Origin of the sequence: Kitasatospora sp. NPDC048298, assembly GCF_043201465.1 — a bacterium.
GTDB lineage: Bacteria > Actinomycetota > Actinomycetes > Streptomycetales > Streptomycetaceae > Kitasatospora.
Genome location: NZ_JBICYZ010000012.1, coordinates 118,866 through 142,501, shown reverse-complemented (window position 1 = coordinate 142,501; position 23,636 = coordinate 118,866). Strand labels below are relative to the sequence as shown.

Annotated in this window: 23 protein-coding genes and 1 pseudogene; 16 read left to right on the top strand and 8 right to left on the bottom strand. The window is 74.3% G+C overall.

The annotated features are described in order from the left end of the window. Window positions 1-33: 33 nt before the first annotated feature. The 10 genes and pseudogenes from ACGF0D_RS12865 to ACGF0D_RS12820 form a co-directional block, all read left to right on the top strand. Window positions 34-1,644 (top strand): annotated as a pseudogene (locus tag ACGF0D_RS12865) (AMP-binding protein); the annotation flags it as partial. A 33-nt stretch (window positions 1,645-1,677) separates the two neighbouring features. Next, window positions 1,678-2,061 carry an acyl-CoA thioesterase gene (locus tag ACGF0D_RS12860; RefSeq protein ID WP_392915487.1) on the top strand — a complete coding sequence of 128 codons (384 nt, stop codon included), beginning with the start codon at window positions 1,678-1,680 and terminating at the stop codon, window positions 2,059-2,061. Beyond that, window positions 2,058-2,189, top strand: a complete 132-nt coding sequence (locus tag ACGF0D_RS12855) for a hypothetical protein (protein ID WP_392915426.1) — start codon at window positions 2,058-2,060, stop codon at window positions 2,187-2,189. Before ACGF0D_RS12860 ends, ACGF0D_RS12855 begins: the two co-directional genes overlap by 4 nt. After that, window positions 2,186-4,561, top strand: a complete 2,376-nt coding sequence (locus ACGF0D_RS12850; RefSeq protein WP_392915423.1) for an FAD-dependent monooxygenase — start codon at window positions 2,186-2,188, stop codon at window positions 4,559-4,561. Before ACGF0D_RS12855 ends, ACGF0D_RS12850 begins: the two co-directional genes overlap by 4 nt. Before the next feature lie 9 nt (window positions 4,562-4,570). Then, window positions 4,571-5,542: a carbon-nitrogen hydrolase family protein gene (locus ACGF0D_RS12845; RefSeq protein WP_392876311.1), complete on the top strand. Its 972-nt coding sequence runs from the start codon at window positions 4,571-4,573 to the stop codon at window positions 5,540-5,542. After that, window positions 5,539-6,786, top strand: a complete 1,248-nt coding sequence (locus ACGF0D_RS12840; RefSeq protein WP_392915420.1) for a cupin domain-containing protein — start codon at window positions 5,539-5,541, stop codon at window positions 6,784-6,786. The genes ACGF0D_RS12845 and ACGF0D_RS12840 overlap by 4 nt, the downstream gene beginning before the upstream one ends. Before the next feature lie 17 nt (window positions 6,787-6,803). Further along, window positions 6,804-7,733 (top strand): fumarylacetoacetate hydrolase family protein, encoded by a 930-nt coding sequence (locus ACGF0D_RS12835; protein WP_392915417.1) that lies wholly within the window; start codon window positions 6,804-6,806, stop codon window positions 7,731-7,733. Between the two features lie 31 nt (window positions 7,734-7,764). Then, entirely contained in the window at window positions 7,765-8,517 is a 753-nt protein-coding gene (locus ACGF0D_RS12830; protein ID WP_392876320.1) for an Asp/Glu racemase, read from the top strand. Between the two features lie 238 nt (window positions 8,518-8,755). After that, window positions 8,756-9,598, top strand: a complete 843-nt coding sequence (locus tag ACGF0D_RS12825) for a PaaX family transcriptional regulator C-terminal domain-containing protein (RefSeq protein ID WP_392876323.1) — start codon at window positions 8,756-8,758, stop codon at window positions 9,596-9,598. Further along, a complete protein-coding gene (locus ACGF0D_RS12820) occupies window positions 9,595-11,214 on the top strand; it encodes an amidohydrolase (RefSeq protein ID WP_392915414.1) in 1,620 nt (539 codons plus the stop codon). Before ACGF0D_RS12825 ends, ACGF0D_RS12820 begins: the two co-directional genes overlap by 4 nt. 7 nt (window positions 11,215-11,221) lie before the next feature. On the opposite strand, the gene ACGF0D_RS12815 is transcribed toward ACGF0D_RS12820, so the two are convergent. Together ACGF0D_RS12815 and ACGF0D_RS12810 are read right to left on the bottom strand one after the other, a co-directional pair. Next, on the bottom strand, window positions 11,222-11,740 hold the full coding sequence (locus tag ACGF0D_RS12815) for a universal stress protein (RefSeq protein WP_392915411.1): 519 nt from the start codon (window positions 11,738-11,740) through the stop codon (window positions 11,222-11,224). Between the two features lie 105 nt (window positions 11,741-11,845). Then, a complete protein-coding gene (locus ACGF0D_RS12810) occupies window positions 11,846-12,514 on the bottom strand; it encodes a hypothetical protein (protein ID WP_392915409.1) in 669 nt (222 codons plus the stop codon). 61 nt (window positions 12,515-12,575) lie between these two features. Here ACGF0D_RS12810 and ACGF0D_RS12805 point away from each other — a divergent pair, with 61 nt between their 5' ends. The 3 genes from ACGF0D_RS12805 (at window position 12,576) to ACGF0D_RS12795 (ending at window position 14,869) form a co-directional block, all read left to right on the top strand. After that, window positions 12,576-13,217: an alpha-ketoglutarate-dependent dioxygenase AlkB gene (locus ACGF0D_RS12805; RefSeq protein ID WP_392915406.1), complete on the top strand. Its 642-nt coding sequence runs from the start codon at window positions 12,576-12,578 to the stop codon at window positions 13,215-13,217. A gap of 118 nt (window positions 13,218-13,335) precedes the next feature. Then, the gene (locus ACGF0D_RS12800; RefSeq protein ID WP_392915404.1) at window positions 13,336-14,097 is read left to right on the top strand and encodes a VOC family protein; all 762 of its coding nucleotides are present in this window, start codon (window positions 13,336-13,338) and stop codon (window positions 14,095-14,097) included. 163 nt (window positions 14,098-14,260) lie between these two features. Then, window positions 14,261-14,869, top strand: a complete 609-nt coding sequence (locus ACGF0D_RS12795) for a hypothetical protein (protein ID WP_392915401.1) — start codon at window positions 14,261-14,263, stop codon at window positions 14,867-14,869. 146 nt (window positions 14,870-15,015) lie between these two features. Here ACGF0D_RS12795 and ACGF0D_RS12790 read toward each other — a convergent pair whose 3' ends face one another. The 3 genes from ACGF0D_RS12790 to ACGF0D_RS12780 all read right to left on the bottom strand — a co-directional run bounded on the left by ACGF0D_RS12790 (window position 15,016) and on the right by ACGF0D_RS12780 (window position 18,297). After that, window positions 15,016-15,840: a carbohydrate ABC transporter permease gene (locus ACGF0D_RS12790; RefSeq protein ID WP_392876835.1), complete on the bottom strand. Its 825-nt coding sequence runs from the start codon at window positions 15,838-15,840 to the stop codon at window positions 15,016-15,018. Window positions 15,841-15,968: 128 nt separating this feature from the next. Beyond that, the gene (locus tag ACGF0D_RS12785; protein ID WP_392915398.1) at window positions 15,969-16,946 is read right to left on the bottom strand and encodes a carbohydrate ABC transporter permease; all 978 of its coding nucleotides are present in this window, start codon (window positions 16,944-16,946) and stop codon (window positions 15,969-15,971) included. Between the two features lie 40 nt (window positions 16,947-16,986). After that, on the bottom strand, window positions 16,987-18,297 hold the full coding sequence (locus ACGF0D_RS12780) for an extracellular solute-binding protein (protein ID WP_392915395.1): 1,311 nt from the start codon (window positions 18,295-18,297) through the stop codon (window positions 16,987-16,989). Between the two features lie 326 nt (window positions 18,298-18,623). Between ACGF0D_RS12780 and ACGF0D_RS12775 the strand changes: the two genes are divergently transcribed. Further along, window positions 18,624-19,430: an IclR family transcriptional regulator gene (locus tag ACGF0D_RS12775; protein ID WP_392876345.1), complete on the top strand. Its 807-nt coding sequence runs from the start codon at window positions 18,624-18,626 to the stop codon at window positions 19,428-19,430. Window positions 19,431-19,651: 221 nt separating this feature from the next. Continuing rightward, the gene (locus ACGF0D_RS12770; protein WP_392876348.1) at window positions 19,652-20,374 is read left to right on the top strand and encodes an alpha/beta hydrolase family protein; all 723 of its coding nucleotides are present in this window, start codon (window positions 19,652-19,654) and stop codon (window positions 20,372-20,374) included. 170 nt (window positions 20,375-20,544) lie between these two features. Here ACGF0D_RS12770 and ACGF0D_RS12765 read toward each other — a convergent pair whose 3' ends face one another. Together ACGF0D_RS12765 and ACGF0D_RS12760 are read right to left on the bottom strand one after the other, a co-directional pair. Continuing rightward, window positions 20,545-21,096 carry a universal stress protein gene (locus ACGF0D_RS12765; protein ID WP_392915393.1) on the bottom strand — a complete coding sequence of 184 codons (552 nt, stop codon included), beginning with the start codon at window positions 21,094-21,096 and terminating at the stop codon, window positions 20,545-20,547. A gap of 217 nt (window positions 21,097-21,313) precedes the next feature. Next, window positions 21,314-21,988 (bottom strand): TetR/AcrR family transcriptional regulator, encoded by a 675-nt coding sequence (locus ACGF0D_RS12760; protein ID WP_392876354.1) that lies wholly within the window; start codon window positions 21,986-21,988, stop codon window positions 21,314-21,316. A gap of 149 nt (window positions 21,989-22,137) precedes the next feature. On the opposite strand from ACGF0D_RS12760, the gene ACGF0D_RS12755 reads away from it, so the two are divergent. Continuing rightward, window positions 22,138-22,956, top strand: coding sequence for an MOSC domain-containing protein (locus ACGF0D_RS12755; RefSeq protein WP_392915390.1), 819 nt, complete (start codon window positions 22,138-22,140; stop codon window positions 22,954-22,956). 70 nt (window positions 22,957-23,026) lie between these two features. Here ACGF0D_RS12755 and ACGF0D_RS12750 read toward each other — a convergent pair whose 3' ends face one another. Continuing rightward, window positions 23,027-23,419 carry a ribonuclease gene (locus tag ACGF0D_RS12750; RefSeq protein ID WP_392876360.1) on the bottom strand — a complete coding sequence of 131 codons (393 nt, stop codon included), beginning with the start codon at window positions 23,417-23,419 and terminating at the stop codon, window positions 23,027-23,029. Between the last annotated feature and the right edge of the window lie 217 nt (window positions 23,420-23,636).

Below are 23,636 nucleotides of genomic sequence, written 5' to 3'. Positions count from 1 at the left end.
CTCACTCCCCGCTCGCACAACGAGGTGCCGCCCATGGAGCTCTCACCCTCGGCGCACGTGGACACGTTCTGCCGAGACCACCTCCCACCCTTCGAGCAGTGGCCCGAACTCCTCTTCGAACTCCCGGAGTTGGCCTATCCCGACCGTCTGAACTGCGCCGCCGCCCTGCTCGACGACACCATCGAACGCCTCGGACCTGACCGCCCCTGCCTGCTCACCCCCACCGGGCGGTGGACCTACGGCGAACTGCGCGACCACGCCGACCGGATCGCCCGCCTGCTGACCGAGGACCTCGGCCTCGTCCCCGGCAACCGCGTTCTACTGCGCGGACCCAACACCCCTTGGCTGGCTGCCTGTTGGCTCGGCGTACTGAAGGCCGGCGCAGTGGCCGTCACCACCGTGCCGCTGCTGCGCGCCGCCGAGCTGACCGAGCTGCACGACATCGCCGGGCCCGTCCTCGCCCTGTGCGACCACCGCTTCCTGGACGAGCTGCACCGGGCGCGGACCCCCGGCCTGCGCGTCCTCGGCTACGGCGGCACCGGCCCCGAGGACCTCACCGCCCGCTGCGCCGCCAAGCCCGCCGGATTCCCCGCCGCCCCCACCGCCGCCGACGACGTCGCGCTGATCGCCTTCACCTCCGGCACCACCGGCCGCCCCAAGGCCACCCTGCACTTCCACCGCGACGTGCTCGCCATCGCCGACACCTTCTCCCGCCACCTGCTCCGCCCCACCCCCGAGGACCTCTTCACCGGCACCCCGCCGCTCGGCTTCACCTTCGGCCTGGGCGGCCTGCTGGTGTTCCCCCTGCGGGCGGGGGCCGCCAGTCTGCTGCTGGAGCAGACCACCCCCGAGCAGCTCGCCGAGCAGGTCCGGCGCCACGGGGTGAGTGTGCTGTTCACCGCGCCGACCGCCTACCGGGCGATCCTCGCCGCCGGGCTGGCCGACCGGCTGGCCGGGGTGCGGCGCTGCGTCTCGGCGGGCGAGCCGCTGTCCGCCGCCGTCTGGCAGGCCTTCCACGCGGCCACCGGGCAGCGACTGATCGACGGCATCGGCGCCACCGAGCTGCTGCACGTGTTCGTCTCGGCCGCCGACCAGGACATCCGCCCCGGCTCCACCGGCCGGCCCGTCCCCGGGTTCCGGGCCGCGGTCCTGGACGGGCAGGGCCGCCCGGTGCCGGACGGCGAGCCCGGGCTGCTCGCCGTCAAGGGCCCGACCGGCTGCCGCTACCTGGACGACGAGCGCCAGCTGGACTACGTCCGCGGCGGCTGGAACCTCACCGGCGACACCTACGTCCGGGACCGCGACGGCTACTTCTGGTTCCGGGCGCGCAACGACGACATGATCGTCTCGGCCGGTTACAACATCGCCGGGCCCGAGGTGGAGCACGCGCTGGCCGCCCACCCCGACGTGGCCGACTGCGCGGTGGTCGGCGCGCCGGACGAGCGGCGCGGCACGGTGGTCAAGGCGTACGTGGTGCTGCGTGCGGGCGTGCCGGCCGGGCCCGAGACGGCGCGCGGGCTCCAGGAGCACGTCAAACGCGCCATCGCACCGTACAAGTACCCGCGGGCGGTCGAGTTCGTGCCCGAGCTGCCGCGCACCGCGACCGGCAAGCTGCACCGCGCCGAGCTGCGCCGACGGGCCGCGCGGACTCCCGCCAGTGTCAGCGTCGAGCGCCGGGTGGAGTGGTTCGACACCGACGCCGCCGGGCACTACCACTTCTCCGCCGTGCAGCGCTGGGCCGAGGCGGCGGAGGCGGCCCTGCTGCGCCGGCTGGGGCTGGCCGACCTGTTCGGGCGGATCCCCCGGGTGCACTTCGAGGCCGACTACCGCGAACGGCTCTGGTTCGGCGACCTCGTCCGCACCGAGCTGCGGGTGGACCGGGTCGGCGGATCCTCGCTGCACTACGCCTTCGAGGTGCACGGTCCGCACGGGCTGGCCGCGAGCGGGCGGATGTCGGTGGTGCACTCGGCGCCGCACGACGGGGGCGCCCAGCCGTGGCCCGCGCAGGTCCGCCGGACGCTGGCGGAGGCCGGGCCGCAGCGGCCGGAGGTGGTCGCATGAGCCCCCGGGCAGCCACGAGCCAGGAACCGGCCACCAGCCCCGAGAAGGGCACGAACCCCGACGCTGTCACCAGCCCCGAGGCGGCCACGAACCCCGACGCGGTCACCAGCCCCGAGGCGGACACATGACCGCGGCACGCGACCGCGCCCGGATCACGGTGGTCGGCGCCGGCCCCGGCGGGCTCTACTTCGCCGCCCTGGCCAAGCAGTCGGCGCCCGACCGGGAGATCACCGTCTTCGAACGGGACGCCCGGGACGACGAGTCCGGCTTCGGCGTGGTCTTCTCCGACGAGACCCTGGACGGCATCGCCCGGGCCGACCCGCGCGTCTTCGCCGCGATCAGCGCCGAGTTCGCCCGCTGGAGCGACATCGACATCCGCTACGCGGGCGAGGTCCGCACCAGCGGCGGCCACGGCTTCGCCGCCCTGGACCGCAACCGGCTGCGCGCCATCCTGCAACAGCGCTGCGCCGAGCTGGCGGTGGACGTGCGCTACCGCACCCCCGCCCCGCCGGTGGACCGGCTCTGCGCCGAGTACGACCTGGTGGTGGCCGCCGACGGCATCCGCTCCGGCACCAGGGCCGCGTATCCGGAGAGCTTCCGCCCCGACCTGGACGAGCGCCACTGCCGCTACATGTGGCTCGCCACCGACAAGGTCTTCGAGGCCTTCACCTTCATCGTCGAGCGGTTCGACTTCGGCGTCCTCCAGGTGCACGCCTACCCGTACAGCGCCACCCGCTCGACCTTCATCGTCGAGGCGGCCGCGGACTCCTGGCGCCGTGCGGGCTTCGAGGCGCTCGCCGCGCGGGAGCCGGCGCGCGGCGAGAGCGACCTGGCGAGCGTGCGGCGCTGCGCGGAGCTGTTCGCCGGGCACCTGGACGGCCACCGGCTGATCCCCAACGCCTCCCGCTGGATCCGCTTCACCACGGTGCGGAACGCGAGTTGGCGCCACCGCAACGTGGTCCTGCTCGGCGACGCCGCGCACTCCGCGCACTTCTCGATCGGCTCGGGCACCAAGCTCGCCCTGGAGGACGCCCTCGCCCTGGCCGCCGCGCTGGGTGAACAGCCCACCCTGGACGAGGCCCTGGCCGCCTACGAGGCCGAGCGGCGCCCGGTGGTGGAGTCCACCCAGCGTGCCGCGCAGGCCAGTCTGGAGTGGTTCGAGACCATCGGGCGGCGGATCGGCCAGGGCCCCGACCAGTTCGCCTTCAACCTGCTCACCCGCAGCCGGCGGGTCACCTACGGCAACCTGCGGGCCCGCGACCCCGGCTTCGTGGACGCCGTGGACACCGCCTTCGGCGGCTCGCCCGGGGTGCCGCCGATGTTCCGGCCGCTGAAACTGGGAGCGTTGGAGCTGCGCAACCGCGTCGTGGTGCCCCCGCTCGCCACCTACACCTCCCCCGACGCGCTGCCCAGCGACTTCGACCGCGCCCAGCTGACCGGCCACGCGCTCGGCGGCGCGGGGCTGGTGCTCGCCGGAATGACGGCGGTCGGCCCCGAGGGCCGGGCCACCGACCGCAGTCCGGGCCTGTGGACCGACCGCCAGGAGGGCGCCTGGCGTCAACTCGTGAACGCGGTACGGGCGGTGAGCGACACCCCGCTCGGCATCCAGCTGACCCACGCCGGGCGCCGGGGCGCGACCGACACCCCCGGGCCGGACGGCGTCGGGCGCCCGCTCGCCGACGGCTGGCCGCTGATCGCCCCCTCGGCCCTCCCCTGGGACCCGGACAGCCCGGTGCCGCACGAGGCCAACGACATCCAACTGGCCGCCGTCACCGCGGACTTCGCGGCCGCCGCCGAGCGGGCCGCGCGGGCCGGCTTCGACGTGCTGGAGCTCCAGTTCGGCCACGGTCACCTGCTCTCCTCCTTCCTCTCCCCGCTCACCAACCACCGCACCGACCACTACGGCGGCCCGCTCACCCACCGGCTGCGGCTGCCGCTGGAGGTGCTGACGGCGGTGCGCGCCGTCTGGCCCGCCGGCCGGCCGCTGCTGGTGCGGATCTCGGCGAGCGACTGGGCGCCCGGCGGCACGACCGAGGAGGAGGCCGTGGCGATCTGCCGCGCGCTCGCCGGGGCCGGGGCCGACGCGCTGGACGTCTCCACCGGCGAGGTGGTGTCGCACCAGCGGCCGCCGTACGGGCGCGGCTACCAGACGCCCTTCGCCGAGCTGATCCGCGCCGCCACCGGAGTGCCGACCATCGCGGTCGGCGCGATCTCCGGCTTCGACGACGCCGACTCCGTGCTGCTGGCCGGACGGGCCGACCTGGTCGCGGTCGGCCGCGCCCAGCTGTACGACCCGCTCTGGACGCTGCACGCCGCCGCAGAGCAGGGCTACACCGGACCGGGCGCCCGCTGGCCGGAGCCCTGGCGGGCGGGCAGCCGCAAACCGCCGGGCCCGAACGCCGACCGGGTCGCCCCGCACCTGCGGCTGCTGCGCGAGCCGCCCCCGCCCGTCCACCGCCGCTGGTCACCGCCCCGTCCCGACGACGCCCCCGAGGAGTGACGAGGAACCATGCCGCAGCTGCCCCGCTTCACCGCCGCCGCCGTCCAGGCCGCCCCGGTCTACCTGGACCCGGCCGCCACCGTCGACAAGGCCGTCGCGCTGATCCAGGAGGCGGCCGGGCACGGCGCCGAACTGGTGGTCTTCCCCGAGGTGTTCGTGCCCGGCTACCCGTACTGGAACTGGACGATGAACCCGGTGCAGGGCTCGCCCTGGTTCGAGCGCCTGTACCGGGCCGCCGTGGACGTCCCCGGCCCTTACGTCGACACCCTGCGGGCCGCCGCCCGGCAGGCCGGCGTGGTGCTGGTGATCGGGGTCAACGAGCGCGGCGGGCCCGGCCTCGGACTGCTGTACAACACCCTGCTGACCATCGACGCGGACGGCGAACTGCTCGGCGTGCACCGCAAACTGGTGCCGACCTGGGCCGAGAAGCTGACCTGGGGGCAGGGCGACGGCAGCACCCTCACGGTGCACCCCACCGCCGTCGGCCCGCTCGGCGCGCTGGCCTGCGGCGAGAACACCAACCCGCTGGCCCGCTTCGCCCTGCTGGCGCAGGGCGAACTGGTCCACGTCGCCTGCTACATCGCGCTGCCGGTGGGCCCCGAGGACTACGACATGGCGGACTCGATCGCGCTGCGCACCGCCGCGCACTGCTTCGAGGGCAAGGTGTTCTCCGTGGTCTCCTGCTCCACCGTCTCGCCCGAGATCGTGGACCTGATCGCCGGCGACGACCCGAAGGTCCGCAAGCAGCTCGCCCGGCCGCACAGCGCCCTGTCCGGGATCTTCGGCCCGGACGGCCGCCCGGTCACCGAGCCGCTGGTGGACGAGGAGGGCGTCGTCTACGCCGAGATCGACCTCGGCCGCTGCGTCCAGCCCAAGCAGATGCACGACATCGTCGGCCACTACAACCGCTTCGACGTCTTCCGGCTGCACGTGGACAACCGTCCGCTGCGGCCGCTGGTGCTCCCCGAGGAGGAGGCATGACCAGCACGGACCGCGCCCCCGAGCCCGTCACCGAACGCACCCCCGAACCCGTCACCGCGAGCACCCCCGAACGCCTCGTCGAACGCGCCCCCGCCCGTGACGACGACCGTGACAACGACCGTGACGACGACCGTGACGACATCCACGACGACGACCGGATCGGCCGGGCCAGGGTCACCGACAGTCCCGAACTGCTGGCCTACTACGAGGAGTTGGCCGAGCACCAGGCCGGCGCCCTGTGGACGGTCGCCAACGAGATCGAGCCCTGGTACCCCCAGCCGCGGTCCGTCCCGGTGCTCTGGCGCTACGCCGACCTCCGACCGCTGGTGCGCAAGGCGCTGCCGCTGGTGAAGGCCGACGACGCCGGGCGCCGGGTGGTGATGCTGGTGAACCCCGGCCGCCGCGAACTGAGTGCCGCCGTCGGTCTGTTGTACACCGGACTGCAGATCATGGGCCCCGGCGAGGCGATGACCGCGCACCGCCACCAGGCCTCCGCCCTGCGCTTCGTCCACGAGGGCACCGGCGCCTGGACCGTCGTGGACGGGCAGAAGCTCAAGGTCGGCCCACGCGACTTCGCGATCACCCCGAACAACACCTGGCACGAGCACGGCAACGAGGCCGACGACGCCCCGGTGATCTGGCAGGACGGCCTGGACATCCCGCTGGTCAACACCCTCGACGCCAACTTCTACGAGGTCCACCCGGAGCTGTACCAGCGGCCCGGACCGGTCGTCAACTCCTCGCTGCTCAGCCACGGCGGCAACCTGCTGCCGTACGGCGTCGAGAAGTGGACCCGGCCCTACTCGCCGCTGCTCGGCTGGCCCTGGGAGCCCAGCTACGAGGCGCTGTGCCGGCTCGCCCGCGCCACGGAGGGATCGCCCTACGACGGCGTGATCATGGAGTACACCAACCCCGTCACCGGCGGGCCGGTGATGCCGACCATGTCCGCCCACCTGCAGCTGCTGCGCCCGGGCCAGGCCACCCGCGCCCACCGGCACACCGGCTCGGTGGTGTACACCGCGGCCAAGGGGCGCGGCGTCTCGGTGATCGCCGGACGGCGCTTCGAGTGGCAGCAGGGGGACGTCTTCGTCGTCCCGTCCTGGGCCTGGCACGAACACGCGAACCTCGACCGGGGCGAGGACGCCTGCCTGTTCTCCTTCAACGACTTCCCGGTGATGCACTCGCTCGGCCTGCACCGCGAGGAGGCCCACCCGGACGGGCAGCAGCCCACCACCACCGCCTGACCAGGAGCCCCGCCACCATGCACCTGCTGACCTTCCGCACCGACGACGCCGACGACACCGACGGCACCGACGGCACCAGCGGCCACGACACTCCCCGTCTCGGCGCCCGGATCGACGGCGACCGGGTCGCCGACCTGACCGCCCTCGCCACCGCCGCCGGGGCCCAACTTCCGCCCGACCTCCTCGGGTTGATCCGCGCCGGGGAGCCGGCCCTGGCCACCGCCCGCCGGCTGCTCGCCGGGGCCCCCGCCACCAGGCCGCTCGCCGAGGTCTCGCTGTGCGCGCCGCTGCGCCCCGGCAAGATCGTCGGCGTCGGTCTCAACTATGTGGAGCACGTGGCGGAGTCGCACCGCACCCTGGACACCGACCGCGAACTGCCCGACCGCCCGGTGCTGTTCGGCAAGCCCTCGACCGCCGTCACCGGCCCGGGCGGGCCCATCCCGCACAACGCCGCCCTCACCAAGCAGCTCGACTGGGAGTGCGAACTCGCCGTGGTGATCGGCGCACCGGCCTTCCGGGTCGCCGAGGAGGACGCGCTGCGGCACGTCTTCGGCTACAGCATCGTCAACGACATCAGCGCCCGCGACCAGCGCCGCTCCGGCCAGTGGTTCTTCTCCAAGGGCCAGGACGGCTACGCCCCCTTCGGCCCGGTCGTGGTGACCGCCGACGAGATCCCCGACCCGCAGCGGCTCGACCTCTCGCTGAAGGTCAACGGCGAGCTGCGGCAGGACTCCAACACCCGCCACATGCTGTTCGGCGTCGCCCGGCTGATCGCCGACATCTCCTCCGGCGTCACCCTGGAACCGGGCGACGTGATCGCCACCGGCTCCCCCTCGGGCGTCGGCGCCGGGATGGTGCCCCCGCAGTTCCTCCAGCCCGGAGACCTGGTCGAGGCCACCATCGAGCGGATCGGCACGCTCGCCAACCCGGTGATCGACGCCCGCTGACCCGCCCCGGACCGGAAGGAGCACCCACCCGATGACCACCTACCGGATCGGCCAGATCGTCCCGAGCTCCAACGTCACCATGGAGACCGAGGTCCCCGCGCTGCTGCGGGCCCGCGAGGCGGTCGCGCCCGAGCGGTTCACCTTCCACTCCAGCCGGATGCGGATGACCAGGGTCACCCCCGAGCAACTGCGGGCCATGGACGGCGAGTCCGACCGCTGCGCCGCCGAGCTGTCGGACGCCCGGGTGGACGTGATCGGCTACGCCTGCCTGGTCGCCGTGATGGCCACCGGCCCCGGCTACCACCGCCAGGCCGAGCGGCGGCTGCACCTGCGCACCGTCCAGAACGGCGCCCCCGCGCCCGTGGTCACCAGCGCCGGCGCGCTCGTCGCCGGGCTGCACGAACTCGGGGCCGCGAAGGTCGCGATGGTCACCCCGTACCTGCGCCCGCTGGCCCGCACGGTGGTCGAGTACCTCGCCGCGGAGGGCATCGAGGTGCTCGACCACGCCGCCCTGGAGATCGCCGACAACCTCGACGTGGCCGCCCACGACCCGGCCCGGCTCCCCGCGATCGCCCGCGCGCTCGCGTACACCGAGGCGGACGCCGTGGTGCTCTCGGCCTGCGTGCAGATGCCGTCCCTGTCCGCCGTCGAGGAGGCCGAGCAGCAGCTGGGCAAGCCGGTGGTCTCGGCCGCCGTCTGCACGGCCCACCAGCTCCTGCGGGCCCTCGGCCTGCCCGCCTTCGCGCCCGGAGCCGGGCACCTGCTCTCCGGCGCCTACCCGTAGCGGGGGGGGGGGGGGGGGGGCGGGCGCCCCCGCCCCCCCCCCCCCCCCCCCCCCCCCCCCCCCCCCCCCCCCCCCCCCCCCCCGCCGGGAGCGCGGCGCCGGTCGTCGGACACGCCTTAACAGATGATCCCCGCCGTTCCCGCCCGATCGGCGGAGACGACAAAGATCGGCAAGACACCGCCCAGGACCCGCGCCCTCGTTATGATCGCCACCAGTCGCTGGGGAGGAGGGCCCGCGCATGTCCGAGCACACGCCCCGGCCGAGCTCCCTGATCCACACCGTCTACGGCGAGTTCGTCCGCCGCCTCGGCGGCTGGATATCCATCGCCGACCTGATCGCCCTGCTGGCCGAACTGGACGTCGACGGCCCGGCCGTCCGCTCGGCGACCTCCCGGCTGAAGAAGGCCGGCACCCTGCTCCAGGAGCGCCGCGCGGGGACGGGGTACCGGCTCGCCGGGGCGATGGAGCCGGTCTTCGAGGAGGGCGACCGGCGGATCTTCCACAGCCTGGAGCCCGCCGCGCTCGCCGACGGCTGGGTGGTGGCGGTCTTCTCCGTGCCCGAGTCCGCCCGCGCCCACCGCCACCAGCTGCGCTCGCGGCTGAGCTGGCTCGGCTTCGGCAACGCCGCCCCCGGGGTCTGGCTGGCGCCCGCCCGGCTGCTGCCGGACGCCCGTCGGCTGCTGGACCGGCTCGGGCTGAGCGCCTACGTCCACCTGTTCCTCTCCGCCGAGTACGCCGGCTTCGCCGATCCCCGTACCGCGGTGGCGGGTTGGTGGGACCTCCCGGCGATCGAGGCGCAGTACGCGGCCTTCTCCGACGCCTGGCGCCCGGCCGCCGAGGAGCTGCGCGGACGGCCCTCGGTCGATCCGGCCGAGGCGTTCCGCGACTACGTGTCGATGCTCACCCGGTGGCGCCGGCTGCCGTACCTCGATCCCGGGCTGCCGGCGCAGCTGCTGCCCGCCGACTGGAACGCGGTGCCGGCCCGCGCGGTGTTCACCGAGTTGCACGGACTGCTCGCCGAGCCCAGCCTTCGGTACGTGGAGAAGGTCACCGGGCTGTCCCGTTCCCAGGAGCCGCGATGACCGACCCCGCCCCCGCCGACCTGTTGATCCGCGCCGCCGCGGTGCACACCCTGGTGCCCGGCGAGCCGCCCCGCCGGGCGCTCGCCGTCACCGGCGGGCGGATCACCGCCCTCTCCCCCGCGCCCGACGGGCTGGACGCCCTGATCGGCCCGGGCACCGAGGTGGTGGACGCCCCGGGCTCGACCGTGCTGCCCGCCTTCGACGACACCCACACCCATCTGATCCTGGCCGGGCACAGCGTCCACGGCGTGCCGGTGCACCGGGCCCGCGATCTCGCCGGGTTCCTCGGCCTGATCCGCGAGCGCGCCGCCCGCACCCCCGCCGGGGAGTGGATCCACACCACGGTCAACTGGCAGGAGATCCTGCTGGCCGAGCAACGGATGCCCACCACCAGGGAGTTGGACTCGGCCACCGCCGACCACCCGGTGCTGGTGCGCCGCGGCGCGTACAACATGGTGCTGAACTCGGCGGCGCTGCGGCTGGCCGGGATCACCGAGGCCACCGAGGCGCCGCCGGGCGGTGTGATCGAGCGCGACGAGCAGGGCCGGCTCACCGGGCGGCTGATCAACCGGGCGGTCGAGCTGGTCGAGCGGGTGGTGCCGCGCCCCTCCCTCGCGGAGCGGATCGAGGGCCTGCGCGCCGCCTCCGCCGAGTTCGCCGCCACCGGGATCGGCACCGTCCGCGACTGCCTGGTGCCGGCCGAGGACCTCGACGTGCTGGACGCCGCCCGGGCCGAGGGCGCGCTGGCCGTCCGGGTCCGGGTGCTGGTCTCCGGCTTCGCCGCCCGGACGCCGGAGCAGGTGGACGCGCTGCTGGACCGGATGGACGACTGGCGGGCCGCCGGCCGGGACGACGACCGACTGCGGCTCTGGGGCGTCAAGTTCGGCATCGACGGCGGTTTCGAGGCGGCCGCGGTGGAGGAGCCGTACCGGGGGCAGCCGTGCTACCACGGCCGGCTGCTCTGGGAGCCGGCCGAGCTGCTCGCGGCGGTGGAACGGGTGGTCGGGCGGGGCCGGCGGGTCGGCGTGCACGCCTGGGGTGACCGCGGACTGCGCGTCCTGCTGGACGTCTTCGAGCAGGTGGTCGCCCGCCACCCCGGCCTGCCGCCCGGCACGCTGGTGGTCGAGCACGGCGGTCTGGCCCGGCCGGAGCTGCGGGCCCGGGCGATCGCCCTCGGCATCCCGGTGACGGTCCAGCACCCGCTGCTGCACGACGGCGCGCTCACCCAGCAGCGGGCCTGGGGCGAGGAGCGCACCGCCGCGGTCTTCCCGCTGCGCGAGTGGCTGGACGAGGGCGCGCTGATCACCGGCGGCTCGGACTTCCCGGTCGGCCCGTACGGCGCGATGGTGTCGGTGTGGGGCATGACCACCCGGGGCACCACGGCCGGGGTGGTCGGCCCGGAGCACGCGATCGGCCGGTCCGAGGCGGTCGCGCTGCACACCGTGAACGCGGCCCGGCTGACCGGCGAGAGTGCGGTGCGCGGCAGCCTGCGGCCGGGGGCGTTCGCCGACCTCACGGTGTGGCCGGTCGATCCGCTGGACTGCCCGGTGGACGCGCTGCGCGAGCTGCGGCCCACCCGGACGATCGTCGACGGGCGGACCACTCACCGGAGTTGACGGATCGTCAGGCTGACGCGAGCTCCCGCAGGTCGATGCCGCGGTGCAGCGCGCGCAGGTCCTCGTGCAGCGTGGACGGCGGGACGGTGAGCACCCCACAGCGAGCCCGGCTCAGGCAGCGCCGGGTGACCGAGCGGCGCGCCAGCCTGCGCAGCCCGACCCGCAGGCCGCCCTGTTCGCCGGTGCTGACCACCAGCAGGTCGCCCGGACGGTCGGCGAGCCCGGTCAGCACCGTCGCGGCCTCGCCGCGCACGACCAGCGGCCGCACCGGCACGCCGATCGGCAGACCGCCGAAGGCCTGCTCCAGCACGTCCGCCATCCGCGCCTCGGCGAGCTCCTGCCAGGCGCGCAGCAGCGGCGGGCAGGGCCGGGCACGGTAGCTGCGCTCGCCGCCGACCGGCGTCCAGGCGAGCACCGGCACCAGGACGGCCTGCCGGGCCCGGGCCTCCTCGGCCGCCCGGTGCAGGGCCGTCAGGCTGTGCAGTGAACCGCTGACTCCGACGATGACGCGGGCGCCGTCCGACATGATCCTTCACTTTCCGATGTCAAAGCTCTTCAATGTCTGCGATTAGGCTGCCACATTCCTTATTTGACCTGCAAATCGAAGGCATTCACTGAATATCACCTTGCATCACCCGGCATATCCATACCCTGACCCGACCCACCCCGGCCCGACCCGCCCTGACCTGGCCCACCCCGACCCACCCGGGCCCCGGCCGTCCATCGGGCGGACCTCCTGGAGCAGCCCCCAGGTGAAGTCGGCCTCGCACGGACGCGGCCGCCCGCCGGCGTCCGGTGCCGCGAAGTCCAGCCGGAACCTGGTCGGCGCACTCCCCTCGCGCGGCACGGCCGGCGGGAAGGCGGCCCCGACGTCACCCACCACGCAGCTCCACGGCGCGAGGTCGGCCAGGGTGCGCAGCACGGGGGCCGGCGCGTCCGCCGCCCGCACCAGCCACTCGTTGAGCAGCGGCCCGCCGATCTCCGCCGGGCCGAGCAGGATCTCGAAGCGCAGCTCGGGCCAGAGCGGCAGCGTCCACTGCCGGGCGACGCAGGCGAGGTCCCCGATCCGGCGCGGGGCGCTCGCCTCGGCCGACCCGAGCACGGCGGCGTAGCGGGCGGCGCCGCGCGGGAACCGCGGGGCGCGGACCATCGCCTGCCAGCGCTTGTTGGCCTCGCGCACCGACGTCCGGGTGGCGCCGAGCCGCCGCACCGCCTCCTCGACCAGCCCGGGCTGGAAGTCGGCCATCCTGCGCAGCAGTACCAGCTGGAACTCGGTGACCCCGAAGCCGTTGATCGCCATACCCGCAGCCTAGAACCCGCATATTCGAGCATGTGTTCGAACGAAGGCGTACGCTGGCCCCATGCACGGCACCGTCCACCTCCAGCCCTCGCTGTTCGACGACACGGAGCGCGGCGGCATCCGCCTCCGCCCGCTCGACGGCCTGCGACGGCAGCCGCTCGGCGACGGCGCCTGGCTGGACCTGCTCCCCGGCTGGCTGCACGGGGCGGACGAGCTGTTCGAACAGCTGGCCGCCACCGTGCCCTGGCGGGCCGAACGCCGCGAGATGTACGAGCGGACGGTCGACGTCCCGCGCCTGCTGGCCTCCTACCCTGCGCACGCCGAACCGCCCCACCCGGTGCTCGGCCTGGCCCGGGCGGAGCTGAGCCGGCACTACGCCCAGGAGCTGGGCGAGCCCTTCCGCACCCTCGGGCTCTGCTACTACCGGGACGGCCGGGACAGCGTGGCCTGGCACGGCGACCGGATCGGGCGCGGCGCCCGCGAGGACACCATGGTGGCGATCCTCTCCGTCGGCGAGCCGCGCACCCTGGCGCTGCGGCCCCGCTCCGGCGGCCCGGCGGTCGTCCGCCACCCGCTCGGCCACGGGGACCTGGTGGTGATGGGCGGCTCCTGCCAGCGCACCTGGGAGCACGCGATCCCCAAGACGGCCCGCCCGGTGGGCCCGCGGATCAGCGTCCAGTTCCGGCCGCACGGGGTGTCCTGAGACGTGCCCTGCGGGCACCCCGCTTGCCGCCCACCCGCCGGGCGCGGAGGCTGGCGGGTGGGGCCGGTGGCGCTCGGCGCGCCGGGCACCGAAACGCCGGGCCCGCCAGGAGGGCCGCATGCCGAAGCCGGGCAGCTACCACGCCGGGGTCCCGTGCTGGGTCGTGCTCACGACGCCGGACCCGGCCCGGGCGCAGGCCTTCTACGGCGCCCTGTTCGACTGGGAGTTCGTCCCGACCGCCCCCACCGAGACGGTGGCCACCCGGTACGGCGCCCAGGTCGCGGCCGTCGAACGGGCCCTGCCGGCCGAACCGCCCGCCTGGACCACCTTCCTCGCCTGCCCGGACCCGCTGCGCACCGCCACCGCCGTCCGGGCCGCCGGCGGGCGCCTCGCCCGCGAGCCGTACGAGGTGCCCGAGCAGGGCCGTGCCGCGCTCGCCGTCGACCCGCTCGGCGCCCGCTTCGGACTCTGGCGGGCCGGCACCATCGACGGCGCGGGCCTGGTCGACGAGCCGGGCGCGCTCGCCTGGAACGAGCACCTCTCCCCCGCCCCCGACGCCGCCCGGGCGTTCTACCGCCGGGTCTTCGGCTACACCTACGACCGGCCGCGGGCGGGCCACGCCCTCGCCCGGGTGGACGGCCTGCCCGCGTGCAGCATCGGCCCCTCCCGCCCCGGCCGGGGCGCGGGCGCGCGCTGGCTGGTCCACTTCGCGACCGAGGACACCGACCGCGCCGCCGACCGGCTGCGCGCCCTCGGCGGCACGGTCCTCTCCGGGCCGGCTCCGGCGCCGTACGGCCGCACCGCGCTGGTCCGGGACGACGCCGGCGCGGAGTTCGTGCTCGTCGCCGTCCCGTCCCGCGGCTCCGCGGCGGTGGCCTGAGCCCGGGCCGCCGACGCCTGCGCCTCCACCGCCACGGAACCGGCGCCATCCCTTCCGAGCAGTCAACTTGCCTCTGTGGCAAGAAGGTTCAGCGCGGCAACCGGCGCCCAGGACGGTCGGCCCCGCCCGGCCCGCTGTCCGTTGCGACCGCTACCGTGCTGGCATGAGTTCCTTCCTGAGCGCATACCTGGTCGACCCTGCGGAGCTCCGCGCCCGTGTCGGCAGCGGCAACGACGGGGCGGTCGACGAGGCCCTCGCGTACTTCGGCCCGTCCCTGGACAGGTCCGACGAGTACTTCGCCGACGAGATCGCCCAGGGCGCTCCGACCGCCCGGGAGGCACTGCGCGCCGTGGTGCACGGCGGGCCCTTCTCCGCGGACGAGGACCACGCCTTCCAGTACGGCTACGCCTACCGGCGGCTGTGCTGGCTGGTCGGGCAGCCCCTGGAGGTCGACTCCTTCGGCCCGTTCCGGGGCGACTGGCTGGCGGTCGTGGACGGGGGCCTGAAGGCGTACGGGATCACCGCCGTCTCGGTCGAGGAGTTCCGCTACGGCGGCCTGCCCGACGGACTGCCCCACTGCGACGTGCCCTCCTGCAGCACCTGGTCGGCCGAGGAGTGCCGGAAGGCGCTGGACCAGTTCGAGCGGGCCGAGCGCGAAGGCCGCACCCCCGTGCCGGAACGCGAGGTGGCCGAGGCCGTCGCGGAGGTCGCCGGCTGGCTCCGGCTCGCGCAGCGCTGGAAGGACGGTCAGATCGTCGGCTTCGTCTCCTGAGCCCGAACGGCCACGGCCGTCGGCGTGGGCCCCGGACCGCCGCGGGAACCGGACGGCCGCGGGAACCGGACGGCTGCGGTCCTCTGACGGCTGCGGGAGTCCCGGCCGATGGCGGGGACTCCCGGGTGCGCGGCCCTCGGCCGACGTCAGTCCTTCACCGCGCCGGCCAGCCCGGAGACCAGCCTGCGCTGCACCGCGATGAAGAAGATCAGCACCGGCACGGTCATCAGCGTGGACGCCGCCATGATGCCGCCCCAGTCGTTCTCGTCCGGCTTGAAGAAGACCAGCAGCGCCGAGGGCAGCGTCTGGTTCTGGGTGGCGCTGATGATGAAGGTCTTGGCGAAGACGAAGTCGTTCCACGCCGCGATGAAGGAGAACACGCTGGTCGCGGCGAGGCCGGGCGCCACCAGCGGCAGCAGGATCCGCCACAGGATGCGGGTCCGGCCGGCCCCGTCGATCTGCGCCGCCTCCTCGATCGAGACCGGGACGGCCGCGACGAAGCCGCGCATCATCCAGATCCCGAACGGCAGCGAGAACGCCAGCTGCACCAGGACCAGCGAGGCCAGGGTGTTCAGGCCGACGCCCGGGGCGAACCGGCCGGCGTCGCGGAACATGAAGAACAGCGGGATGGTCAGCGCCTCGACCGGGATCATCTGGGCGATCAGGAACATCACCATGATGGTGGTGCGGAACCTGAACCGGAACCTGGTCACGGCCACCGCCGCCAGGAAGACCACGATCGCCGACAGCACCACCACCGACAGCGCCACCACCAGGCTGTTCGCGAAGTAGCGGCCGAAGCCGTCCACGCTGAGCACCTGCCGGAAGCTGTCCAGCGTGGGGTGGGCGGTCCACGGCCTGGGGTCGAGCGACTGGATCTCGCCCTTCGGCTTGAAGGCCGAGAGCACCATCCAGAAGATCGGGAAGGCGGTGACCACGGCCAGTACGATCGCACCGGTGTTGGCGGCCAGCCGCCACCGGCCCCGGGTGTTCCGGCGGCCACCGACGGACCTGGCCGATGCCGGAGCCGGCGCCGCCGATGCCGATGCCGACGCCGACGCCGACGCCGACGCAGCGGAGGGGAGGGAGTTCGCCGGGCTCACAGTTCGTTCCCCGTCCGTCGCAGCGTGCGGATGTACAGGACCGTCGGGATCACCAGGATCAGCAGCATGATCACGCCGATCGCCGCGCCCAGCCCGTACTGCGAGGAGGCGAACGCCTTCTGGTACGCGTACACGTTGAGCACCAGGTTCTGGCCGGCGATGCCGCCGCCCTCGGTCATCACGTAGATCTGGGTGAAGACCTTGAAGTCCCAGATCACCGACTGGATCACCACGACCGTCAGGATCGGCCGCAGCATCGGCGCGGTGATCCGGCGGAAGGTCGTCCAGGTGCCGGCGCCGTCCAGGGCGGCCGCCTCCAGGATCTCCTCCGGGATGGCCCGGATGCCCGCGTACAGGGTGACCATCACGAACGGGTAGGAGTGCCACACCACCACGGCGCCGACGATCAGGAACGCCGTCCACTTGTCGTAGAACCAGTTGAACTCGTGGAAGCCGGAGAGCCCGAGCCCCTCCAGGGTGTGGTTGACCAGGCCGAGGTTGGTGTCGAACAGGAAGCTCCACACCGTCGAACCGGTCATCGCCGGCGCCGCCCAGGCGGCCATCGCCGCGGTGGTCAGCACCAGCCGCGGCCACCGGCCGACCCTGGTGAGCAGCACCGCGAGGGTGGCGCCGACGGCCAGGGTGGCGACCACACAGAACGCGGCGAAGCCGATGGTCTGGACGAGCACCGTCCAGAACTGCTCGTCCTCCAGGATCCTCGTGTAGTTGCCGAAGCCGACGAAGGAGATCGGGGCGCCGCCGGAGGCCTGGGCCTGCCCGAAGTCCAGGACGGACAGCAGGCCGAGCTGGTAGATCGGGTAGGCGACCAGCGGGATCAGGACGACCGCGGCCGGCAGGAGCAGCAGCAGCGGGGGCCGCCGGCGCCGGCCGCCCGGGGGTGCGGCCGGCGCCCTGCCCCCACGGCGCCGCTGCGGGGAAGGCGGCGCCGGGGCGGTCGGGGTGGATACGGACACGTGCGGGACCTGCTCTCTGAGGCGAACCGGGAGGGGGCCGTCAGTGCGCGGCGAAGGCCGAGGAGATCTGCGCGGCGGCGTCGGCCGAGGCCTTGGCCACGTCCGCCTTGCCGGTGACGACCTGCTGGAGCATCGTCGGGATCACCGACTGGGCGTCGATCTGCGCCCACGCCTGGTCGAGCGGGACGAACTTCGTGCCGGCCGCGATGGTGTCGGTGAAGGGCTTCAGGAACGTGTCCTTCGCCGCGACCCTGCCGCTGACGGACTTGAGCGTCGGCAGGTTGCCCATCGCGTCGTACATCTGCTCCTGGTACCCGGGGCTCGCCAGCAGCTGCGCGAACTCGACCGCCAGCGTGCGGTGCTTGGCCGCCTTCATCACGCCCAGGTTGTTGCCGCCGGCGAAGGCCGGGGCGATCGAGCCGGGCTTCTCGCCGGGCAGCGGCACCACGCCGTACCTGCCCTTGACCGCGCCGGCGTCCACCTTGCTGCGCGCGGAGTTGGGCATCAGCGCCATCGCGGACTTGCCGGCCGCGAACAGGTCGATGATCTTGCCGCCGGTCAGGTCCGCGCACTGCTGGGCGGGGCAGCCGTCCGGGCCGAACAGGTCGGTGTAGCGCTTGATCCCGGCCTGCGAGGCGGGCGAGTCGATCGCCGCCTTGAACGTGGAGCCGTCCTTGGTGGCGATGTCGCCGCCCGCGTCCCAGACGAAGGGCAGCGCGCCGAAGGTGTACTTGCCGCCGACGGCGATGCCGAAGGTGTCCGGGTGCGCGGCGTGGACCTTCTGGTTGGCGGCGACCAGTTCGGCGTACGAGGTCGGCGGGGTGAGGCCGGCCTCGGTGAACAGGTCGGTGCGGTAGTACAGCGCGCGCACGCCGACCCACCAGGGCAGGCCGTAGGTCTTTCCGTCGACGACGGCGGTCCTGGCGATCGCCGGGTCGAGGTCCCCCTTGTCCTGCCACCTGTCCAGGTCGGCGGAGATGTCGGCGAGGCCGCCGGCGGCGACGTAGCCGGGCAGGTCGGTGTTGCCGAACTCGACCAGGTCGGGGGCGCTGTTCGGGTCGTTGAACGCGCCCTTCATCTTGGCCGCACGGGCCGAGGCGTCGGTGTCGATGTAGCTGACGTTGACGGTGACGCCCTGGTGGGAGGCCTGGAACTCGGTCACGGCCTTGGCGATCACGGCCTCCTTGGCCGCGTTGCCCGCCTCGCTGTACAGCCAGACCTGCAGCGTGCCGGTCCGGTCGTCGGCGGCCTTGCCGCCCACCGACGAGGCGGTGCCGGGGGCACAGGCGGTGGCGGCCAGGCAGCCGGCGGCGAGCACGACGGCCGCGGCGGTCCGTCCGATGAGTCGCATGGTGGAGACCTCCCCTCCCGACAGCTGCCGCCGAGACGTCCGCCGCCGGGGACGGGCACGTCGAAGCAGGCCCTGACCGGGGCCGATGGTGGGTGAAGTGGTGGGGGTACGGCAGGGCGCAGCGCTCGGGTGGGGCGACGTCGCCTGCTCGATGGCAGGGACGTTAGGCGGGGGCGATCGGCGCCAACAAGGGGGAGTTGGCGAAAGTTTTGCACTGCACAACGTTGTGTCGAGGATGCGGCGATCCGGCCGTGAACGGGTACGTTCTGACAACCGCCGCCGACCCGCGGGGGAACACCGCCGGAACAACACCAGGGAACGGACCCATGACGGAGACGGCGCCCAAGAAATCCGCGACCGAACGCAACCAGTCCTCCTCGCTGCGCCGCGCGCTCGCCGTCCTCGGCTACGTCCGCGACCACGGCGACGGGCGCGGCGTCCCGCTCGCCCAGCTCGCCGACGGACTCGGCCTCAACAAGAGCACCGTGCTGCGGCTGGCGGGCCCCCTGCTGGACGAGCACCTCCTCGACCGGGACCGCGAGACCGGCTGGTTCCGGCTCGGCCACGGCTCGCTGCGGCTCGGTCAGGCCTACCTGACCACCCTCGACCTGCGCAGCGTCGCCGCCGAGCACCTGCGCCGGCTCCAGCGCGAGGCGGGCGAGACCGTCCACCTGACCGTCTGGCAGGCCCCCGGCATCGTCTACCTGGACAAGGTCGAGGACGAGACCAACGTCCGGATGGCGTCCCGGGTCGGCAGCCGGGCCCCCGCCTACTGCACCGCCACCGGGAAGGCGATCCTCGCCTGGCTGCCCGAGGAGGCCGTCGCCGAGGTGGTCGCGGCCGGCCTGCGCCCGGTGACGGCCTGGACCATCGCCGACGAGCCGCGGCTGCGCGCCGACCTGGCCCGGATCCGCGCCCGCGGCTACTCGATCGACGACCGGGAGAACGAGCCCGAGGTCCGCTGCGTCGCCGCCCCGATCTTCGACCACACCGGCGAGGTCACCGCCGCCCTGTCCGTCTCCGGCCTCACCTCACGGATGACCGCCGCCCGGGTCCGCGCCCTCGGGCCGGTCGTCGCCCAGGTCGGCCTGCGGATCTCCCGCGAGCTGGGCTCCGACCGCCAGCCGTCCTGATTCCGTTCCCTCCCGGAAACGCGGACGGGGCCCGGCGCCGATTCCTCGGCACCGGACCCCGTCCGTTCTGGAGCGCCAGGCCCGGGTCGCACGGACTCTCCCTACTGAAAGTAGGGCGTGCTCTGGTAGCACCACTGACGCCTGACGAGGAATCACTCCCTCGCGACGAGAAGTACAGTAGCAGCCCCGTGATCATTCACCGAATCGGAGGGAAAACCCGGATGACGAGCACTCGGCTCGAGGTGGTTCCGTACGCCGCCGGGCGGCTGATGGACGTCCACGTCCCGGCCGCCGGCACCGCCGGGGCGGCCCCCTCGGTGCTGCTCTGGCACGGCAGCGGCCCGAACGAGCGTGACGTGCTGCGGCCGTTGGCCCGGGAGGCCGCCGGGCTGGGCCTGCTGGTGCTCGTCCCCGACTGGGACGCCGGGCAGCCGGACGGCGGCCGTGCCGAACTGCTCGCCTCCCTGGCCGGGGCCCGCCGGGCCGCCGCCGGGCACGGCGGGGATCCGGCGCGCTTCGTGCTGGCCGGCTGGTCGCTGGGCGGCCGCGAGGCGATCGCCGTGGCCACCCACCCCGACACCCCCGCCGAGCTGCGCCCCGGCGCCGCCGTAGGCATCGCCTCGCACTACTCGGCCGCGGCCGTCACCACCGGCGACGCCCCGCTCGACCACCTGTCGGCCGCCCGCTCCCCCGTCCCGCTCCGGCTGGTCCACGGCACGGCGGACGAGCTCGTGGACGTGGAGCACACCCGGCGGTTGAACGCTGCTCTTACAAAGCAGAGCTCTGCGGTACGGACCCTCGAACTCCCCACGGACCACGCCGGCGTCGTGATGACCGCCTACTCCCCCGAGGCCCGCCGCTGCCTCCCGGCCACGGACCCCGCCACCTTGGCCGCCGGCCGGCGGACCGCCGCCGTCCTCGCCGAGGCGGCGGGGCTGTCCTAGGGTGTGTCTTCAAACTCGCGTCTGCGGGGCGCCGCCGGGGCACGCACCTCGCCGCGTTGTCGTCGGTCGCCAATGCTCCGCAGTGGCTCCCTCCTCCGCCTTGCGATGCACGCACCCCAACGCCGCCCCGCCCGCCCTCCGGGCGAACGACGGGAGTTTGAAGACACACCCTAGGGCCTGCCGGAGACGCCCCGGCCGCGGTTCCCCGCCGCCGACTCCCGGAGCGCGTGGGCTCGTTGGAGGGCCTCCAGATCCCGTTGCAACGGCGGCTGCGGGACGGCCAGGACGGGGCAGGTGGCGTGCCGGACGCAGTAGGCGGCGACCGAGGGGTGCACCAGTCGGGCGAGACGGCCGCGCTCCCGGCCGGCGCCGAGGACGAGCAGGTCCCCGGGCCGGTCGGCGCACCGCACCAGGGTGTGGCCGGTGTCGCCGCGGACGGCCTGGCAGCGCAGCCGGACGCCCGCGTGGCGGCCGGCGAAGGCCTCGTCGAGGGCCTGCCGCAGCCGGGCCACGGCGGCGTCGCGGCCGGCGTCGACCACCGGCGGGCACGGGGTGCGGCGGTAGCCGAGCTCGTCGCCGGGCGGGGTCCAGCAGAGCACCGCCAGCACCTCGGCGTCCGTCCGGCGGGCCTCGGCCACCGCGTGGTGCAGCGCGGCGAGGCTGCCGAGCGAGCCGCTGACGCCGACCACGATCCGGCTCTCGTCCGCACCACTGTCCCTCATGGCCCCGCTCCCGCCTCTGCGTCCGCCCGCGCGTCCTGGTGCCCGGCTGCCCGTGCACGGGACCGCGCCGAACCGGACCGCGCCGCTTCCACCCCAGCAAAGCGGCCCGCACCCCTGCGGCTCCGGCCCGTTGACGCGGCTCTGACGCGGCGGCCGGCCTTCCGTACGCGTCCCTGACGCCTGTGCGCGCTCGGTGCCGCGCGGGCGACGCGCGTGCTCAGGCCTGCGGCGGCTCCGCCTCCCAGAGGTCCGCGAACATTCGGTCCAGGTGCTCCTCACCGATCGGCGGGACCGGCAGCGGATGGCCGGCCCGGGCGCGGAAGCCGTCGAGCAGGAGCGCGAGGTAGCGGCGCCAGAGGTCGGGGCGCAGCTCGGTGGCGGCGGGCAGGGCGCGGCAGAGCGGGCCGAGGAGGAAGAGCAGGTCCATGGTGACCACGTCGCGGCGCATGGTGCCCTGCTCCTGGGCGCGGGCGATCAGGGCCCCGACGGTGGCGGCGTGCCGGTGGCTGATCTCGGTCATTCCGGGGATGGTCGGGATGGCCTGGGTGACCAGGTCGTTGATGCCCCGGTCGGCGGCGACCAGTTCGAAGATCCGCCCGAAGTACCGTTCGAGGCCGCTCCAGGCGTCCTCGGCGGCGAGCGCCTCCTCGCCCGCGGCGGCCAGTCCGCCCCCGGCGTCCGCGAACACCTCGGCGATCAGCGCCTCGCGGGTGGGGAAGTGCCGGTAGAGGGTGGCGTTGCCGACCCCGGCCTCCTTGGCGATCTGGTCCAACGGCACGTCCAGGCCGTGTCGGGAGTACATGTCGCGGGCGGCGGCGAGCAGCAGGTCACGGTTGCGCTGCGCGTCCCGCCGGAGCCGCCCCGGGGGGTTCGCGCTGCTCGGTGGTGCCATGCCCCCGACCCTAGCAAGGGCCGGACGGATCCCGCCGGGGCCGCCCACCACGCTCGCGGGTACCGCCCGCCACACCGACCGGGGCCCTCAACTACCCTCTGGGATCGGCACGATCCACGGAACGCGGACGCCAAGGGGGCGGCAGGACGATGGCCACGGTGACGGAGCTGCGGTACTACCCGGTGAAGGGGTGCGCCGGAGTGGCGGCCGCGCAGGCGGAGCTCACCCCGGCGGGGCTGGCCCACGACCGGGCGTTCATGGTGGTGGACGAGGAGGGAGTGTTCCGCTCCCAGCGCGTGGATCCGGCGCTGGCCACCGTCCGCCCGACGGTGGCGCAGGACGGCCGTACGCTGACGCTGGCCACCACGGGGGTGGAGCCGGTGTCGGTCGCGGTGGACACCGAGGGCCCGCGCCGCGAGGTGCGGATGTTCGATCGGCCGTTCCTCGGCATCGACCAGGGCGAGGAGGCCGCCGACTGGCTCTCCGAGGTGCTGGGCGCGCGCTGCCGGCTGGTCCGGGTGCCGCCGGAGCACGACCGGGTGACCGACGGGCTGGTCCCGGGCACCTCGGGTTACGCGGACAGCTGCGCCGTGCACATGCTGTCGCGCGCCTCGCTGGAGCGCTTCGACGAGCTCTCCGGTGCCCGGCCGATGCCGATGGACCGGTTCCGCCCGAACGTGGTGGTGGACGGCTGGAGCGAGCCGCACACCGAGGACCTGGTCCGCCGGGTCGAGGTGGGCGGGGCCGAACTGGGCTACGCCAAGCTCGCGATCCGCTGCGCGGTGACGCTGGTGGACCAGGACCACGGCACCAAGGCGGGCCCGGAGCCGCTGCGCACGCTGGCCCGGTACCGCCGGGCGGCGGCCGGCGGGGTGGCGTTCGGCAGCAAGTTCGCGGTGCTGCGGCCCGGCACGCTGCGGGTCGGGGACGAGCTGACGGTGGGGGCCTGGGGGCCGTCCGAGCTCTGAACCCGGCCGCGGCTGCCGCCCGGCCGCGGCTGCCGCGCTGCTGCGGCAGTCACGGCCGGGCGGCGGGAACTCAGCAGGTCTGGTCGATCAGGGAGAACGTGGCGTAGTGGTCGCCGGTGTAGTAGTCCTCCTGGTAGGCCTGGCCGGTCACGATCCGGCGGGCGCCGCGGGTCGGCGAGCCCGGGGTGACGACGGTGTACTCGTGGTAGTAGCCGTAGGACTCACCGGGCAGGACGCCCTCCCGGTTCTGGAAGACGACGCCGTCCTGGGAGTAGGGGAACGGCCCGTCGGAGGCGATCAGGTCGAGGGTGTCGGTGGCCTGCGGCGGGAGGGCGGAGAGGCAGACCGAGCCGCTCACGTCGGCGTGCGCGTCGGTGGCGACGGCGACCGGGGCGAGGGTCATCAGGGCGACGGCGGTGACGGCGGCGGCGCGGGACTTCCACGCGCGTAGAGTGCGAGTCATGTCCACCAGTGTGGCGAGACAGCGTCAACTCCGGAAGCCTTCAGGAAAACTATTAACCAGCGAGTAACTACCCTTTACCCAAGGGGACTTGAGCCGTACGCGCACTGCCGCGCCCACCCCTCCGGCCGGCCGCGAAACGTCCACGAACCGCCCGCCAGGCGCAGGGGCCGACCGTCGTCGAACGTACGCCGAGGCCGCCCCGAGCGCCCGACGGGGC